The organism is Pantoea sp. (assembly GCF_032114055.1).
Taxonomy (GTDB): Bacteria; Pseudomonadota; Gammaproteobacteria; order Enterobacterales; family Enterobacteriaceae; genus Pantoea.
Window position 1 is genome coordinate 85907 of record NZ_DAMCTB010000007.1, and the last position, 15545, is coordinate 101451.

Below are 15545 nucleotides of genomic sequence, written 5' to 3' on the forward strand. Positions count from 1 at the left end.
GCCGGGCGGCGGGAGAGCAGAACGATTACTCGTTAATATCCGGATGCTGCTGCACCAGGTTTTTACGTTTCGCTTCCAGACGGGCGATCTCTGCGTCGATATCTTCGATTTTATTCTCGATGTTATCGTGATGCTCCTGCAGAATTTCGCGGGCTTCTTCCATGTCGGAGGCGGCCGGCGTCGCGCCTTTCAGCGGCTTGTTCGCCGTCTCTTTCATGAACAGACCGGTAATCAGACCAATCACGGCCACCACCATCAGATAGTAGGCGGGCATGTAGAGGTTATTGGTCGTTTCGACCAGCCAGGCCGCCAGGGTTGGCGTCAGACCGGCGACCAGCACCGAAATGTTAAACGCACTGGCCAGCGCACTGTAGCGAATGTGCGTCGGGAACATGGCCGGCAGGGAGGAAGCCATCACGCCCGTAAAGGAGTTGAGGATGACCGCCATCAGCAGCAGACCACCGAAAATCATACCCAGCACGCCGCTGTTGATCATCATGAAGGCGGGAATCGAGAAGATTAACAGGGCCAGACTGCCGATAATGACAAAGGGACGACGGCCAAAACGGTCACTCATCATGCCGATCATCGGCTGAACAAACAGCATACCGATCATAATGGCGATGATGATCATCACACCATGATCTTCACTGTAGTGCATGTTATGAGAGAGGTAGCTTGGCATGTACGTCAGCAACATGTAGTAGGTGACGTTGGTAGCGATAACCAGACCGATACAGGAGAGCAGGCTGCGCCAGTGTTTGGTCGCAATCTCTTTAAAAGAGACTTTCGGGCCATCCTGCAGGCCTTCACGGTCGCCCTGTTCCAGTTTATCGACGTGCTGCTGGAAAGCGGGCGTCTCTTCCAGCGCATGACGCAGGTAAAGACCGATAATCCCCAGCGGCAGCGCCACGAAGAACGGCAGACGCCAGCCCCACTCAAGGAAGTTTTCTTCGCCGATAATCGAGGAGATCAGTACGACAAGTCCCGCGCCCAGCACAAAGCCTGCGATGGAACCAAAGTCGAGCCAGCTTCCCATAAAGCCGCGTTTGCGGTCCGGTGAATACTCGGCCACAAAGATTGAGGCACCGGTATACTCACCGCCCACGGAAAAGCCCTGCGCCATCTTGGCGAGCAGCAACAGAATCGGCGCCCAGATGCCGATAGAAGCATAGGAGGGTATCAGGCCGATACAGCAGGTGCTGATCGACATGATGATAATGGTGATAGAGAGAATTTTCTGACGACCATATTTGTCGCCCAGCATACCGAAGAACAGACCACCCAGCGGACGGATGAGGAAGGGTACGGAGAAGGTCCCCAGTGCTGCAATCATCTGAACACCCGGCGACGCATCGGGGAAGAAGACCTTACCCAGCGCATAGGCGACAAAGCCATAAACCCCAAAGTCGAACCACTCCATCGCGTTACCCAGAGAGGCCGCGGTGATAGCTTTACGTAAACGGGCATCATCAATGATGGTGACATCATTGATCCCCATTGGTTTTACACGCTTCCTACGCAATTTCATAGAATTACCCTGTAATGGAACACGAAAGTTCTCAACGGCGCGAGCCGGTATAAAGCAGTCAGACCGCTGCGTTGAGAAATTTAAGCATAGCCGTAAATAAGCGCTACTCAGGCGTTCGTTGACACAATAATTACTGTTGTAATTATCCCGAACAGCGACAGAGTATACCGTTTTTGTGTGATATCTGTCATGTTTGAGCCATAACTGACCTTTGTAAGGAGGAATTTGCGCTGTTTAGCAACGCTAAAAAATTATCACGTTGAGTGACGAGTGCTGGTTTTTTCAGCGCATCAGGCCTCAGGAGGGGTAAGAGCGGATGTGACCGATAGCGCAGATCGTTGCGTTCTGGTCAGGCCGGACAGCCAGCCCGGCAGAACAGGCGAAAAGGCTGAACACAGCGTGAATGGCTGTTGTGTAACCAGCAACGTGGGTGTCGCCTGCATTCAGGCACTGATTCCCTGCAGCGCCTGAAGGGTAGAGGTATCCTCCACAGGCTGCATACCCTGTTCTGTCAGCCAGGCGATGAGTGCCGCGTTGCCCATCGGGCGGGCATAGTAGTAGCCCTGAATAAAGACGACCCCGCGCCGTTGCAGATAGTGGAACTGCAATGCGCTCTCAACACCTTCACCCAGCACTTTCAGTTCCAGCTGATGGCTGAGCTGGATAATCGCGTCCAGCACCGGGGTCCTGCCTTCAAGGGATTCGATTGCATTGATAAAGCCGCGATCAATCTTGAGATAATCCAGCGTGAAGGTTTGCAGGTAGCTCAGCGAACAGTGGCCGGTCCCAAAATCATCAATGGCCACCTTCATGCCATACCCCCGTAATCGATCCAGTTTGCGGGCGACCTCATGGCCTTCCTGAATCAGACTGCGTTCGGTCAGCTCCAGCGTAATCAGAAACTGCTTGTGCTTTACCCGCTCGGCAAAGTGCAGCATATCGCTGACAAATTCGGGATGCTGCAGATGATCTGCCGCGACGTTAATGGCCAGATGAAACTGGGGCACAACCTGCCAGCTTTGCACATCTTTTACGACCAGATCGAGCAGATGCCGGGTCAGCGGCACAATCATGCCTTCGGCTTCTGCTGCCCCGATAAAAATATCCGGCCGTACGCCGTTGCCGTCAGGTGTTACCCACCGCAGCAGCACTTCTGCGCCGCTGCAGCGTTGCAGCCGGTTATCATAGACCGGCTGATAATGGGCCCTGAACTGACCGCTGGTGATAGCCCGCCGGATTTCATCGCGCCATGACAGGCGTCGTTGCAGCCAGTTCGCCACCACCAGCATCAGCACAACAGAGAAAATAGCGGCCATTGGCATGATAATAAAAATGACCTGACGCCAGGCGGCGATCAGCTCAGCCGGCGAGGCCACCAGCGTCACCGATATGGGATAGCGGCTGGACGCCGCCTGATAAACCATCGGTTCAAACCAGCCGGATGTGGCGATTTGCGGATCGCCAAATGAGATGGGCGCACCATCGCTGAACACCATGCGGAAATAATAGAGATGTGTGCTGCTGATAGCCCGCATAAAATCAATCAGATACTGACCATCAATGACGGACCAGAAGCCTTCGCCATCAGGCAGCTGGCGCATAAAAATGACAGCCGGACGGTCCGGTACACCCGATGTTCCGGCAATGGAGAGGCTCCACCAGGCTTTACCCGTGACTGGCGGGTCGCGCATGATCATCTCTTTCAGTTCGCCTGGCGCTGAGCCAAACGCTGATGAGCAGACGATTTTACCCTGTTCCACTTTGCCAATGGTACGGAAATACGCATTCAGGGCACCGATTCGCTGAAGCTGACCTGCGATTTTCTGACAGGGCTGATGCTGAAACTGGCGGAGTTTTGTCACCATATCCCAGGCGCTGTCACTCATTCTCTCGGCCTGAGATAGCAGGGTGCTGGCCGCGTTGATTTGCTGCTGCTGGACGGTATGCCGCGCGTCGATACCCGTAAAGAAAATGCCAATGAGCAGCGGTAACAGACCGGCAATTACAATAATCAGCCTGGCATAGTCCTGTTTATGTTTGAGTCGCGGCACTATTAACTCCTCGGAATAATTATGAGTTTCATAGGGAGGGGCTAATCAGTTGCGCAGCATAGCATTTCTCCGGGCGGTGCAGATTAGCGTTTTGACTAATCACGAAACTGACTCATGTCAATTATCGACCAGATTTTGCATTTATTGACAGGTTGTTTTACCGGCGTTGGTGTGGCGTATAACGTGGACAAAGAGAGGTAACATGGAGGGTAAAGCGGCATTCATGCCAGCGGATAGCAAAACGCTGGCCTGCCTGCGGGCGGGCCAGCGTTCACTTTACACCTGATCGGAAAAAAAGATCTGTTTCAGTGCCACTTCGACGCCGCGCAGTTCAGCCAGCCCTTTCAGGCGGCCGATGGCAGAGTAGCCGGGATTGGTGCGCTTATGCAGGTCATCCAGCATCTGATGACCATGGTCGGGCCGCATCGGGATCGCCCTTTGCTGGCCGGCCCGGCGACGGCGCTGCTCTTCCGCCAGAATGACTTTGATCACGCCGACCATATCGACGTCACCCGCCAGATGGGCCGCTTCATGGAAGCTGGCCGGATTCTCCTCGCGTTTGGTGGCGCGCAGGTGAACGAAGTTAATGCGATCCGCATAGGTTTCTGCCATCTCAACCAGCGCGTTGTCGGCCCGGACGCCATAGGAGCCGGTGCAGAAACAGAAGCCGTTATGCAGGCTGTCTACCGTCTCCTTCAGCCACTGCATATCTTCCTGAGTAGAGATAATGCGCGGCAGGCCCAGGATAGGACGCGGTGGATCGTCCGGATGCACCGCCAGCCGGATGCCCGTCTCTTCCGCGACCGGCACGATGGCGCGCAGGAAGGTCGCCAGATGTTCGCGCAGTTTTGCTTTATCAATGCCGTCATACTGCGCCAGCTGGGCCTGGAACTGCTCCAGGGTGTAACCCTCTTCGGCGCCCGGCAGCCCGGCGATAATATTGCGAACCAGGGTATTTTTTTCTTCTTCGTTCATGGCGGCGAAGCACTGAGCGGCGGCCTGCTGCTCAGCCGCGCTGTAATCCTGTTCTGCGCCCGGCCGCCTGAGCAGGTAAAGCTCAAAGGCAGCGAACGCGTCGGCGTCAAAGCGCAGCGCTTTTGCGCCATCCGGCAGCGTCCAGGCGAGATCCGTGCGCGTCCAGTCCAGTACCGGCATAAAGTTGTAGCAGACGGTATCAATGCCGCAGGCGGCCAGATTACGTAGCGACTGCTGATAAGTGGCGATATAACGAAGGTAGTCGCCGCGCTGGGTTTTGATCGCTTCGTGAACCGGAATGCTCTCCACCACCGACCAGACCAGCCCTTTTTCCGCCAGCAATGCCTGACGCGCTTTAATCTCCTCAACCGGCCAGATTTCGCCATTAGGAATATGGTGCAGCGCCGTCACGATGCCGGTTGCGCCTGCCTGACGCGCATCATCCAGTGAAACCGGGTCGTTCGGGCCGTACCATCGCCATGTATGTTCCATCTTTACTCCTTAACTGTGATATGGCCCAGTGGTCAGGCCGCTGGACCAAGAGTATGATAGCGGGCAAAACCGGGCCGTGATCCGGATCTCAGCGTGACAAACTGCAGCGGCCGTAACGGGCGTTAAGCAGAATAAAGGAGAGGCTAATGAGCCTGACGGTAATCAAAACTGAGCGTCTTTATCGCCAGATTGCTAACGCCATCATGGAGGGTATCGCGCGCGGCGACTTTGTGGCGGGAGGGCTGTTGCCGCCGGAGCGCGAGCTGGCAAAGCAGCTGGGCGTCAGCCGCTCGTCCGTGCGTGAGGCACTGATTGCACTGGAGATGACCGGCTGGGTCGACATCCGCACCGGCACTGGCGTCTTTGTTGCACAGCCGCTGCCGCAGCGCGCCATGCCGCAGGAGCGTGAAACCTGCAGTCTGCAGGACCTTCTGCAGGCGCGTGAGGCATTTGAGGCGATGCTGGCGGGCCTGGCGGCCCGTCATGGTACCGATGCGCAGCGGGCAGCACTGCTGGCGCTGGCCGCAGAACTGCAGCAGCACAATGAGAACGATGCGGCTTTTCTGGCGCAGGATAAACGCTTTCATTTGTTAATCAGCGAGATGAGCGGTAACGATCTGCTGCGTGAGATGCTGGAGCAGCTGTGGAACCGGCGCTACAGCCCGCATGTGCAGCGACTGGAACGCTATTTTGCCGATAATAGCGTCGCGCAGGGGATGAATGACGATCATCAGCAGATCGCTCAGGCGATTGTCGCGGGTGATGAACCGGCAGCCCGCCAGGCGATGGCGCGCCATCTGCAGCACGTTCAGCAGCAGCTACTTGGTTAATCCGCGCGCCCGCTTCGGTCTGCCTGTACCCAGCATGATCGCCAGACGGCTGCCACCTGGTGTGGTTTCCATCAGGATTTTAGTGATGCTGGTGAGCGGCACCGAGAGCAGCATGCCGACCGGCCCCAGCAGCCAGCCCCAGAACACCAGCGACAGGAACACCACCAGTGTCGACAGGCCAAGCCCGCGTCCCATCAGACGTGGTTCCAGCATGTTACCGAACACCATGTGGATTGCGGTAAACAGCGCCGCCACCATCGCCGCATCAAACAGGCTGTTCAGCAGCAGCGCCTGCAGGAAAGGCGGAATCCCGGCGATAATCGGGCCAATGTTGGGAATAAAGTTGAGGATAAACGCCACAACGGCCCACAGCAGTGCGAACTTCACATCCAGCAGAAAGAGCGTCAGCCAGACCGACAGCCCGGTAATCAGGCTCACCAGGGTTTTCAGTGCCAGATAGTGGGTGACCCCTTTCAGCGCCTTATGCAGCCCGGCGATGCGGATTTTCGGGTTCACCAGCGCGTTACGCATTTTGTAAGGCAGGTGGTGGACCTCAAACAGCATAAAAACCACGGTCAGCACCAGCAGGACGGTGTTGGTCATCGCGCCGGAAAAGCCGCTCAGCGCCGCTCTGGCCAGGTTCATCATGGTATTCGGATCGAAATGCTGAACCAGCGCATTGGTGGAAATATTGAGATGAAAGCCCGCAGCCAGATGTTGCAGCACCGTCATTTTCTGCTCCATGGTGGCGCGCAGTTGCGGGTAGAGATCGTAAAACTCGCTCATCGAGCTGGCGATGACCGCACCCAGCAGGACGATTACACAGAAAATTACCGTGATCACCAGCCCGATCGCCAGTCCGCGACGAAAGCCCCGTCGCATCAGCATCGTGACCAGCGGATTGAGGACAATAGCAAAGAAAGCCGCCAGCAGAAGCGGGACCAGAATATCGGACGCAGCCCGGATACCAGCGAGGATGATGACCAGCATCGCCAGTTTAATCAGAATATTTTGCCCGATCTTTTCCCGCTGCAGCTCGCTCATGCCCTCTCCCGTGACGTCAATTGGCTTTACCAGTTTAGCTGAAAGAAAATTAACAAGCTGATTTATCAGAGAAACGGTAAATCACAACGGCAGAACGGCTGGCGAATCAGCGCCACCCTGGTCTGTTGTTGCGGTCGCACTGGCAGGAAGGTTTTCCGATTAACGGCGGCCTGATGGGGCAGGGCCAGCCACCCGATTGCCGGGCCATTCTGATGCACCGGTGATGAAAGCAGGTATAGTGAAAAGATAAACCTTATCATTCAGCCAAATATGCGCGTGAGGACACATGCCTGAACAGCCTGCAGCGGAACCGAATACGCCAGCCGGAAACCTGAGCATCTCTCTGCTGATCCTCTCGATCGTAGCCTACAACTTTGTCAGTTATCTCACTATTGGTCTGCCGCTGGCAGTGTTGCCGGGATGGGTTCATGAGCAACTGGGCTTCAGCGCGTTCTGGGCCGGGCTCGTCATCAGCCTGCAGTATGTGGCGACGCTGCTGAGCCGACCGCATGCCGGACGCTATGCCGATCTCTGGGGGCCCAAAAAAGTGGTGGTGACGGGCCTGGTGGGCTGTCTGATCAGTGGGCTGTGTATTCTGCTGGCGGCGCTGATCGCCTCGCCGCTGGTAAGCCTGACGCTGCTTTGTCTGGGCAGGCTGATTCTGGGCGTGGGCCAGAGTTTTACCGGTACCGGCACCTCGCTATGGGGCGTGGCGCGGGTCGGTTCGCTGCACATCGGCCGTGTCATCTCGTGGAACGGCATCGTCACCTACGGCGCGATGGCGATAGGCGCGCCGCTGGGCGTCATGATATTCCGTGCGGGCGGGCTGCTGTGGCTCTCGCTGGTGATTGTGGCTATCTGCGTCGTGGGCATCGCCTGCGCGGTGCCGCGCCCGGCGGTGAAAGCGAGCCGGGCCAGACCGCTGCCGTTTCGGGCGGTACTGGGCAAGGTCGCTGGTTTTGGTGCCATTCTGGCGATGGGCTCGGCCGGGTTTGGCGTCATCGCCACCTTTATTACGCTGTTCTATCAGGAGAGAGGCTGGGAAGGGGCCGCCTTTGCCCTCTCTCTGTTCAGCGGCGCTTTCGTCGGCGCGCGCCTGCTTTTCCCGAATGCCATTAACCGTCACGGCGGTCTGCGGGTCGCCAGCGTCTGCCTGGCCGTTGAAGCTGCCGGGCTGTTTCTGGTCGCTGCAGCAGGCGAGCCCTGGATGGCTAAAGCGGGCGCCTTTCTGACCGGGGCCGGATTCTCACTGGTGTTTCCGGCGCTGGGGGTGGTAGCCGTAAAGGTGATGCCGCAGCAGAACCAGGGCAGCGCGCTGGCAACCTATACCGCCTTTATGGATCTCTCGCTGGGCATTACCGGCCCGCTGGCCGGATTCATCATGACCTACGCCGGCGTCTCCCGCGTCTATCTGCTGACGGCGCTGCTGGTCTGTGTTGCGTTTTTCTGCACGCTGCGCCTGCAGCGGCGTCAGGCGCCGCAGGCGGCAGATGGAGCTTCAGACTAGCAGCGGGCAGGGCGGCGGTTCGCCCTGTAGTCTCCCCCGCCCGCGGCCTGCACAACGCCGCACTCAGGCCTGCAACAGCTCAATACTGTGGCGGATCTGGCGTTCAGTTTCTGCCGGGGTCCAGCTGTTAAGCTGGCTGGAGAAAGGTTCAAAGGCGTAGATTCCTTTATAGCCCAGCCTCTCCAGGCGTCTGACCTGCTCCACGCTTTTCAGCACATCCTTGTCACTCAGCATGATCCGCTCCTCATCGGTAAGTTCGGCGGTCGGACGTCGATCTTCCACGCCAGACAGATGCACCAGCCCAATCTGTGTCACGTCAATGTCCGTTGAAAACGTCTGTTCCGCTTCCTCAAAGAGATGATGATGGAAGGTGTCCAGCAACAGCTTAAAGGGCACGCCTGCCGCCGCGATAAGCTGCTGGGTTTCTACGCCTGAACGCAGCGAACTGACAGGGAAACCCAGCGGCTCCACCAGTCCCTGAATGCCGTAATGCGCAAAGCGCGGTGCCAGTTGCTGCATCGCCGCTTGGGTCTGCTGAGGAGAGAGGACGACACCCTCATTCAGCGGACACATCACCAGCGCCCTGGCGCCAATCTGCTGTGCTGTCTGAAGCAGCGCCTCCGCGCGTTCAAGCAGATCGTCATCGATGCGGTTAAACGGATAGAGCGCATTAATGGTGACGATATCAATCTGATATCTGTCGGTCAGCGCCCGTAGCTGGTCGACGCTGAGGTCATCAGTGACGCTGCCTCCCGGCATGTCATTGCGCAGTTCAACTTTATTCAGTCCCAGGCGTTGAACCAGCTGGAAAAAAGCTTCCAGTGAAAGCCGGGGTGCAATTTTACGATTAATACAGAAACGGGTGGGATCGATAGCCATGCAATGACTCCAGGAAGGGAGAGGGGATGGGGCTAAAGAAAACATTTATTTCATTAATTGTTAATTGTGGAATGGTAATTTTTAGATCGGTCTCGCATTAATTATTTATCGTAGTCCAGGCAGAGGCCTGATAACCAGACGGGCCTGGCAGCAGTCAGGTTTATCCGCGCGCCGGTAATGGCCCGGCGAGGCAGGTGTTGCCCGGGGATGGCGGCCTGCGGGCAACAGGCGCTGTTCAGCGCGAGAGCGGCAGAGAAAATGCGATCTGTGCCGCTAAAAGTAAATTTTCCAAAAATAACTATTTGAAAAATTTATTCCACTGTAATAGCTTCGTACCACGCTTTCAGGTTTGCCTGGTCAGGCAGCGTGGCAGGTTGCAGGGGCCGTCTGCAGGGAACTTCACCATTTAAAGAGGCAACATCATGACGATCATAGGTAACTTCATTGGTGGTAAAACCACCCTCAGCGCCAGCAACGAAACCATTCCTGTTTACGATCCCGCCACGGGAAACGTTATCCGCGAACTGACGCAAAGCACCGCTGATGAAGTAGCCCAGGCAATTGGTGTGGCCCATCAGGCCTTTGCCGACTGGTCGAAAACCTCGCCGCTGCGTCGCGCCCGCGTTCTGTTCAACTTTAAAGCCCTGATGGAGCAGCATCGCGATGAGCTGGCGGCGCTGATTGTTTCTGAACATGGCAAAGTCTGGTCAGATGCGCTGGGCGAACTGACGCGCGGCATTGAAGTCATTGAGTTTGCCTGCGGGATCCCGCACTTGCTCAAAGGCGAATATTCGCCGAACGTCGGCGGCGGTGTGGACAGTTTTTCGCTGATGCAGCCGGTTGGTGTGGTGGCGGGGATTACGCCGTTTAACTTTCCGGCGATGGTGCCGCTCTGGATGTTCCCGATCGCGCTGGCCTGCGGCAACACCTTTGTCCTGAAGCCCCCGGCGCTGGACCCGTCGGCCTCGGTGCGCATGGCTGAACTGCTGACCGAAGCGGGCCTGCCTGATGGGGTCTTCAACGTGGTCCACAGCTCAAATGACGATGCCGAACAGCTCTATAAGGATCCCCGTATTGCGGCGGTCAGCTTCGTCGGCTCGTCGGGCGTAGCAGAACATATTTATAAAACGGCCAGCGCACACGGCAAACGCGTTCAGGCGTTTGGCGCGGCGAAAAACCACGCCATTGTTATGCCGGATGCCGACCTGGATGCCACCGTTAACGCCATCATGGGTGGGGCATTTGGTTCGGCCGGTGAGCGCTGCATGGCATTGCCGGTCGTGGTCGCGGTGGGCGACGATACGGCCGACAAACTGATTGCCCGCCTGACGCCGCTGGTGAAGGCGCTGCGCATCGGTCCCGGCATGAATCAGGGCGCGGATGAGAATGAGATGGGACCGGTGGTCTCGGCGGCGCATCAGAAAAAAGTGCTGGGTTACATCGACAAAGGCGAACAGGAAGGGGCGAAGCTGGTGGTCGATGGCCGTCACGTCCAGGTTGAAGGCCACGCCGAAGGCTACTACGTCGGCGGCACGCTGTTCGATAACGTTACTCCGGACATGGTGATCTGGCGTGAGGAGATTTTCGGACCGGTGCTGAGCATCATGCGCGCGCCGGACTACTCCCAGGCGCTGCAGCTGGTTAACAGCCATGAGTTTGGTAACGGCAGCGCGATTTTCACCAGCAACGGGCATACCGCGCGTGAATTTGTGCAGAACGTTGAAGCGGGCATGGTGGGCGTCAACGTGCCGGTGCCGGTGCCGATGGCGTTTCACAGTTTCGGCGGCTGGAAACGTTCCGTCTTTGGCGCACTCAATGTCCACGGGCCGGATGGGGTGCGCTTCTATACCCGCATGAAAACCGCCACCGTGCGCTGGCCCTCCGGCCAGCAGACCGTCTCTGAGTTCAGTATGCCAACGTTAGGTTAATCAATTTCCACGCTGTTCAGGATGCGCGACCGGCAGGCTACTCTGCCGGTCGCGCTATTCGCTGGCACTGTGCCGCGAGGTCCCGCAGCGTTAATGGTGACAGAGAGGAGGATCAGGATGTCTTTACTGGCAAAAGCTCAGGCCCCTGACGCGCAGGGCCGTATCCAGCATGTCACGCCTGCGCGGGCAGGCTGGCGTTATGTTGGCTTTGATGCTTATCTGCTGAAAAAAGGGCAAACCCTGCACCTGAGCAGCGGCGACAAAGAGCTGTGCCTGGTGCTGGTTGCCGGGCTGGCTTCAGTCAAAACCCGCCATGCTGAGTTTCCCGGTATTGGTCAGCGCATGTCGCCCTTTGAGCGTGTGCCGCCCTATTCCGTTTATGTGCCGCATGATGATGAAGTGGTTGTTTTTGCAGACAGCGATCTCGAGCTGGCCGTCTGTAACGCACCCGGCCAGGGAAACCTCCCGGCTCGCCTGATTGCACCCGCAGATGTCGGCGTCGAACATCGCGGAAAAGGCCGTAATCAGCGTCTGGTTCACAATATTCTGCCTGACAGTGAACCGGCAGACACTCTGCTGGTGGTTGAGGTCTACACCAATGAGGGCGACACCAGCTCTTATCCCAGCCACAAGCACGACCAGGAAGAGAGTGAAAACGAAACCTATCTGGAAGAGACCTACTATCACCGTTTCGATCCGGAGCCGGGTTTTGCTATGCAGCGCGTCTACACCGACGACCGTTCGCTGGATGTCTGTATGGCCCCCTACAATCGCGACGTGGTGATGGTGCCGCGCGGCTATCATCCGGTGGCGACGCTGGCGGGTTACAACAACTACTATCTGAACGTGATGGCAGGGCCGGTACGGCTGTGGAAATTCAGCTGGGAGCACGATCACGCCTGGGTGAACAGCGACGCCTATCCACGCACGGAATAGTGCCTGAACGGTTTCAGGCAGTCACAAGGGCAGCCCAGGGGCTGCCCTTTGTGCTATGCGAACAGGCTGGCGTCAGGAGGTTTCAGCGTTGTTCAGCGCCAGGGAAACCGCCAGCGTTTGTGCCAGGCAGAGAGAGGCGACCTGAGAACGGAAGCCATCGACCTGGGCCTCACGCACCACAAAGCAGACATCGCTGAAGGCGGCCAGCGGGCTGACCTGGCTGTCGGTAATCGCGATTTGATGTGCGCCGCGTTTGGCTCCCATCTCCACCACTTCAACCGCTTCACGCGCATAAGGTGAATAGCTGATCGCGATGACCACATCTTTCGGGTTTACCAGGCTGAGCTGCTCGGTAAACATTCCGCCCAGGCCATCAATCAGGAACGCACGGCGCTCCAGATGACGCAGTGCATAAACCAGATAAGAGGCGACGCTGAAAGAGCGGCGCAGGCCGATGACATAAATATTCTCGGCCTCGTTCAGCAGCTTCACCGCTTTATTGAGCTGCTCCGGATTGACCTGCATCGCCAGCTGCTGCAGCGCCTGGCTGTTCACCATGGTAAAGACATTCAGGATCTCCGCCGGGCTCTCCGGCGCACTGGCACTGTCGTCGGTCGCGGTCTGACGGAACAGGCGTGCGCGCTCGGTGTAGTTGACCGTCTCTTCCATCAGGTGCTGACGAAAAACCTGTTTCATTTCGTTGAAGCCGCTGAAGCCAAACGCATTGGCAAAGCGGATCAGCGTAGAAGGCGGCACATCGGCCTGCTGAGCAATCGAGGCGACGGTATCAAAGGCGATACTGTTACTGTTATCAAGGATGTAGCGCGCAACCTGTTTAAGCCGCTTACTCAGTGTTTCGTAGCGGCGACGAATATCGTCCTGCAACAGAGAAAGTTGGGTGGGATTATTGTTCATCAATTCTGCCCATGTCCTGAGAATAATGGCTGCATAATGAGCGCTATAGTACCAGATGGATGGAAAATTTCATTTGTTTGCGTCAGCAGCACGGTTTATTTCATGCCTTTATGAAATGGTTCACAGATTAGCCCAGCCTGCCGGGTTGCGCTGCCTTGCAGGCACTAACCGTGTAAAAACCAGCGCTGAACGTCTGCGGTGAAGAAGGATATAGCGGGTAAAAACACGCTTCAGGCTGGATGACGACAGAATGCTGAAAAATCGGGTCTGGCAGCAACGGATGCGCTTCATGAACAGGGAGCGGGGTCAGAAAAGGAGCGCGTCGCGGGCCGGACATGCCAGGGATAGCGGCTTCTGCGTCCTGCCGGACGATTCCCCGGGACTGCACGGGTCCACAGCAGCCCACGCAGATAGGGTCAGAAAGATTAACGCCATCCCGTCCGGGATGGCGTCGGGCAGAACAGGAAATCAGGCGCGGGCAGCGCGCCAGTACGCAATCAGGCGCAGATAATTGCCTTTCACGGTTTCAATCAGCGCCTCATCGTCCAGCTCACCCTGCAGCCACTGGCGCGAAGGCTGACCAAAGATGGTGCGACCTACCGCGAAGCCTTTTACCCAGGGCGCATTCGCTGCCGCTGCAAAACCGGCTTTCAGCTTCTCTTCGGGCGCATCCAGACCCAGCAGCAGAATGCCGCGACAGTAAGGGTCCTGCTGCTCAATCAGGCTGCCAATTGTCTGCCAGCATTCAGCTGAAAGCGGCGGCAGCTTCCACCAGTCAGGCTTAATGCCCAGGCTGTAGAAGTGGCTCAGCATCTCCACGTAAAAGGCCTCGCTCTTGTCCGGATGGTGCTCAGGGAGGATCACCTCCAGCAGCAGCTCGTGACCACTTTTGTTACAGCCCTTCCAGACATCGAGCAGCAGCGCGTCCTGCTCATTTCGCAGTTCAGCGCTGTCATGGGGATGATAAAAGACCAGACATTTTACAACGTGCTCCGCAGGCCAGTCGATCAGCTGAGAGCCGATGTTGCCATGCTCCAGGCGCAGCGGACGGGAGCCTGGCAGCTCGATCGGGCGACCAATCCACCAGTTCTTACCGGTGATCGCATTCAGCGTTTTCTGCCCGTACGTGGTATCGGCCAGAATACCGCTTTTATTCTCTAATCCCGCCTCTTCCGCCGCCTGCTGTGCGGCTTTCAGCAATAACAGCTTCAGCGGCGGGATACGGCTTTCATCGACACCTGCTTCCTGAGCCATCTCCGCCAGCTGTTTACGGTGGTCAAAGGCGAAGACATTCAGCTCCGGCCACGACTGCCTGCGGGTGGTAACGCGGTGCAGGTGGTTGAGGCGAGGGTCGAGATCGGGACGTTGTACCGCGTCATCGCGGCTCAGGAAATCATCCAGCTCCGCTCTGGTTGGCATGGCAGGCGCGCAGCCGTGGCGGGAAACCACCAGCGCACCGCAGGCGTTGGCGTAGCGGCACGCCTGTTCCCAGCCTTCATCGTTCAGCCAGCCGCGCAGCAGGCCGGACATAAAGGCGTCGCCCGCACCCAGCACGTTAAGCACGTCCACCCGTACGCCTGTGTGCAGTTGCGTCTGGTCCCAGCTATCCGGAATGTCACCCTCAAACACCACGCAACCCAGCGGACCGCGTTTGCAGACCAGCGTCGCCTGGCTCGCCTGACGCACATTCTTCAGCGCGGTCAGGGTGTCGGTGCTGCCACCGGCAATATGAAACTCCTCTTCGGTGCCGACGATCAGATCGAAATAGTGCACCACTTCCTGAAGCTGCTGAGTGACCTGAGAGGACTCAATGAAACGGGTTTCGCCATCGCCCGGCGAGGTCAGCCCCCACAATACCGGACGATAATCAATATCCAGCGCGGTGCGCAGGCCGTGACGGCGGGCGATATCCAGCGCTTTCAGCACCGCTGCCCGCGTCTGTGGATGGGACAAATGAGTACCGGTTACCGCCACCGCGCGGGAAGAGGTAATAAAGGCCTCGTCGATATCCTCCGGCACTAAACCCATGTCGGCACAGTTGTCACGGTAGAAAATCAGCGGGAACGTCTCTTCGTCTTTAATACCGAGGATGACCAGGGCAGTCAGACGCCGGGGATCGGTGATCAGCGCATCGGTGTTACAGCCCACACGCTGTAACGCTTCGCGCAGAAAGCGGCCATTGTGCTCATCACCTACGCGCGCCAGCATCGCCGATTTCAGTCCCTGAATGGCCGTGCCATAGGCGACATTGCCAGACGATCCTCCCAGGTATTTCGCAAAAGAGGTGACATCTTCCAGTCTCGCCCCAATCTGCTGGCCATAAAAATCAACGGCTATTCGCCCGATACAAATCACATCAAGCGGCTTCTGTTCTGTACGCATACCTGTGGTTTCCTTCTGTGATTAGCCGGGCGGGTGTAACGAGTCACGCACGCACGGCTCCCGGGTCTGTGAATG

The 15545-nt window shown here is 57.4% G+C and carries 11 protein-coding genes; 4 read left to right on the top strand and 7 right to left on the bottom strand.

Annotation, left to right across the window (positions count from 1 at the left end; genetic code table 11):
* Window positions 1-25 precede the first annotated feature (25 nt).
* From proP to uxuA, 3 genes are all read right to left on the bottom strand, one after another.
* On the bottom strand, window positions 26-1531 hold the full coding sequence (gene proP, locus RT657_RS13165) for a glycine betaine/L-proline transporter ProP (protein WP_313654984.1): 1506 nt from the start codon (window positions 1529-1531) through the stop codon (window positions 26-28).
* A gap of 443 nt (window positions 1532-1974) precedes the next feature.
* Window positions 1975-3582, bottom strand: a complete 1608-nt coding sequence (locus tag RT657_RS13170; protein WP_313654985.1) for an EAL domain-containing protein — start codon at window positions 3580-3582, stop codon at window positions 1975-1977.
* Between the two features lie 276 nt (window positions 3583-3858).
* On the bottom strand, window positions 3859-5049 hold the full coding sequence (gene uxuA / locus RT657_RS13175; protein ID WP_313654986.1) for a mannonate dehydratase: 1191 nt from the start codon (window positions 5047-5049) through the stop codon (window positions 3859-3861).
* Between the two features lie 146 nt (window positions 5050-5195).
* Here uxuA and RT657_RS13180 point away from each other — a divergent pair, with 146 nt between their 5' ends.
* Entirely contained in the window at window positions 5196-5879 is a 684-nt protein-coding gene (locus RT657_RS13180; protein WP_313654987.1) for a FadR/GntR family transcriptional regulator, read from the top strand.
* Here the strand turns inward: RT657_RS13180 and RT657_RS13185 are convergent.
* Window positions 5868-6923 carry an AI-2E family transporter gene (locus RT657_RS13185; RefSeq protein WP_313654988.1) on the bottom strand — a complete coding sequence of 352 codons (1056 nt, stop codon included), beginning with the start codon at window positions 6921-6923 and terminating at the stop codon, window positions 5868-5870. The genes RT657_RS13180 and RT657_RS13185 overlap by 12 nt on opposite strands.
* Before the next feature lie 286 nt (window positions 6924-7209).
* Here RT657_RS13185 and RT657_RS13190 point away from each other — a divergent pair, with 286 nt between their 5' ends.
* A complete protein-coding gene (locus tag RT657_RS13190; RefSeq protein WP_313654989.1) occupies window positions 7210-8430 on the top strand; it encodes an MFS transporter in 1221 nt (406 codons plus the stop codon).
* Between the two features lie 63 nt (window positions 8431-8493).
* Here RT657_RS13190 and RT657_RS13195 read toward each other — a convergent pair whose 3' ends face one another.
* Window positions 8494-9309: a TIM barrel protein gene (locus tag RT657_RS13195; protein ID WP_313654990.1), complete on the bottom strand. Its 816-nt coding sequence runs from the start codon at window positions 9307-9309 to the stop codon at window positions 8494-8496.
* Between the two features lie 422 nt (window positions 9310-9731).
* On the opposite strand from RT657_RS13195, the gene RT657_RS13200 reads away from it, so the two are divergent.
* Together RT657_RS13200 and iolB are read left to right on the top strand one after the other, a co-directional pair.
* A complete protein-coding gene (locus tag RT657_RS13200; RefSeq protein WP_313654991.1) occupies window positions 9732-11237 on the top strand; it encodes a CoA-acylating methylmalonate-semialdehyde dehydrogenase in 1506 nt (501 codons plus the stop codon).
* 117 nt (window positions 11238-11354) lie between these two features.
* Window positions 11355-12173: a 5-deoxy-glucuronate isomerase gene (iolB, locus tag RT657_RS13205; RefSeq protein WP_313654992.1), complete on the top strand. Its 819-nt coding sequence runs from the start codon at window positions 11355-11357 to the stop codon at window positions 12171-12173.
* 72 nt (window positions 12174-12245) lie between these two features.
* Here the strand turns inward: iolB and RT657_RS13210 are convergent, their stop codons facing one another.
* Entirely contained in the window at window positions 12246-13088 is an 843-nt protein-coding gene (locus tag RT657_RS13210) for a MurR/RpiR family transcriptional regulator (RefSeq protein ID WP_293773263.1), read from the bottom strand.
* Window positions 13089-13556: 468 nt separating this feature from the next.
* A complete protein-coding gene (gene iolC, locus RT657_RS13215; protein WP_313654994.1) occupies window positions 13557-15470 on the bottom strand; it encodes a bifunctional 5-dehydro-2-deoxygluconokinase/5-dehydro-2-deoxyphosphogluconate aldolase in 1914 nt (637 codons plus the stop codon).
* Between the last annotated feature and the right edge of the window lie 75 nt (window positions 15471-15545).

Excerpts from the sequence above, each read along its gene's own strand:
- proP (WP_313654984.1), bottom strand. The coding sequence starts at position 1,531 with ATGAAATTGCGTAGGAAGCGTGTAAAACCAATGGGGATCAATGATGTC.
- uxuA (WP_313654986.1), bottom strand. The coding sequence starts at position 5,049 with ATGGAACATACATGGCGATGGTACGGCCCGAACGACCCGGTTTCACTG.
- RT657_RS13180 (WP_313654987.1), top strand. The coding sequence starts at position 5,196 with ATGAGCCTGACGGTAATCAAAACTGAGCGTCTTTATCGCCAGATTGCT.
- RT657_RS13185 (WP_313654988.1), bottom strand. The coding sequence starts at position 6,923 with ATGAGCGAGCTGCAGCGGGAAAAGATCGGGCAAAATATTCTGATTAAA.
- RT657_RS13190 (WP_313654989.1), top strand. The coding sequence starts at position 7,210 with ATGCCTGAACAGCCTGCAGCGGAACCGAATACGCCAGCCGGAAACCTG.
- RT657_RS13195 (WP_313654990.1), bottom strand. The coding sequence starts at position 9,309 with ATGGCTATCGATCCCACCCGTTTCTGTATTAATCGTAAAATTGCACCC.
- RT657_RS13200 (WP_313654991.1), top strand. The coding sequence starts at position 9,732 with ATGACGATCATAGGTAACTTCATTGGTGGTAAAACCACCCTCAGCGCC.
- iolB (WP_313654992.1), top strand. The coding sequence starts at position 11,355 with ATGTCTTTACTGGCAAAAGCTCAGGCCCCTGACGCGCAGGGCCGTATC.
- RT657_RS13210 (WP_293773263.1), bottom strand. The coding sequence starts at position 13,088 with ATGAACAATAATCCCACCCAACTTTCTCTGTTGCAGGACGATATTCGT.
- iolC (WP_313654994.1), bottom strand. The coding sequence starts at position 15,470 with ATGCGTACAGAACAGAAGCCGCTTGATGTGATTTGTATCGGGCGAATA.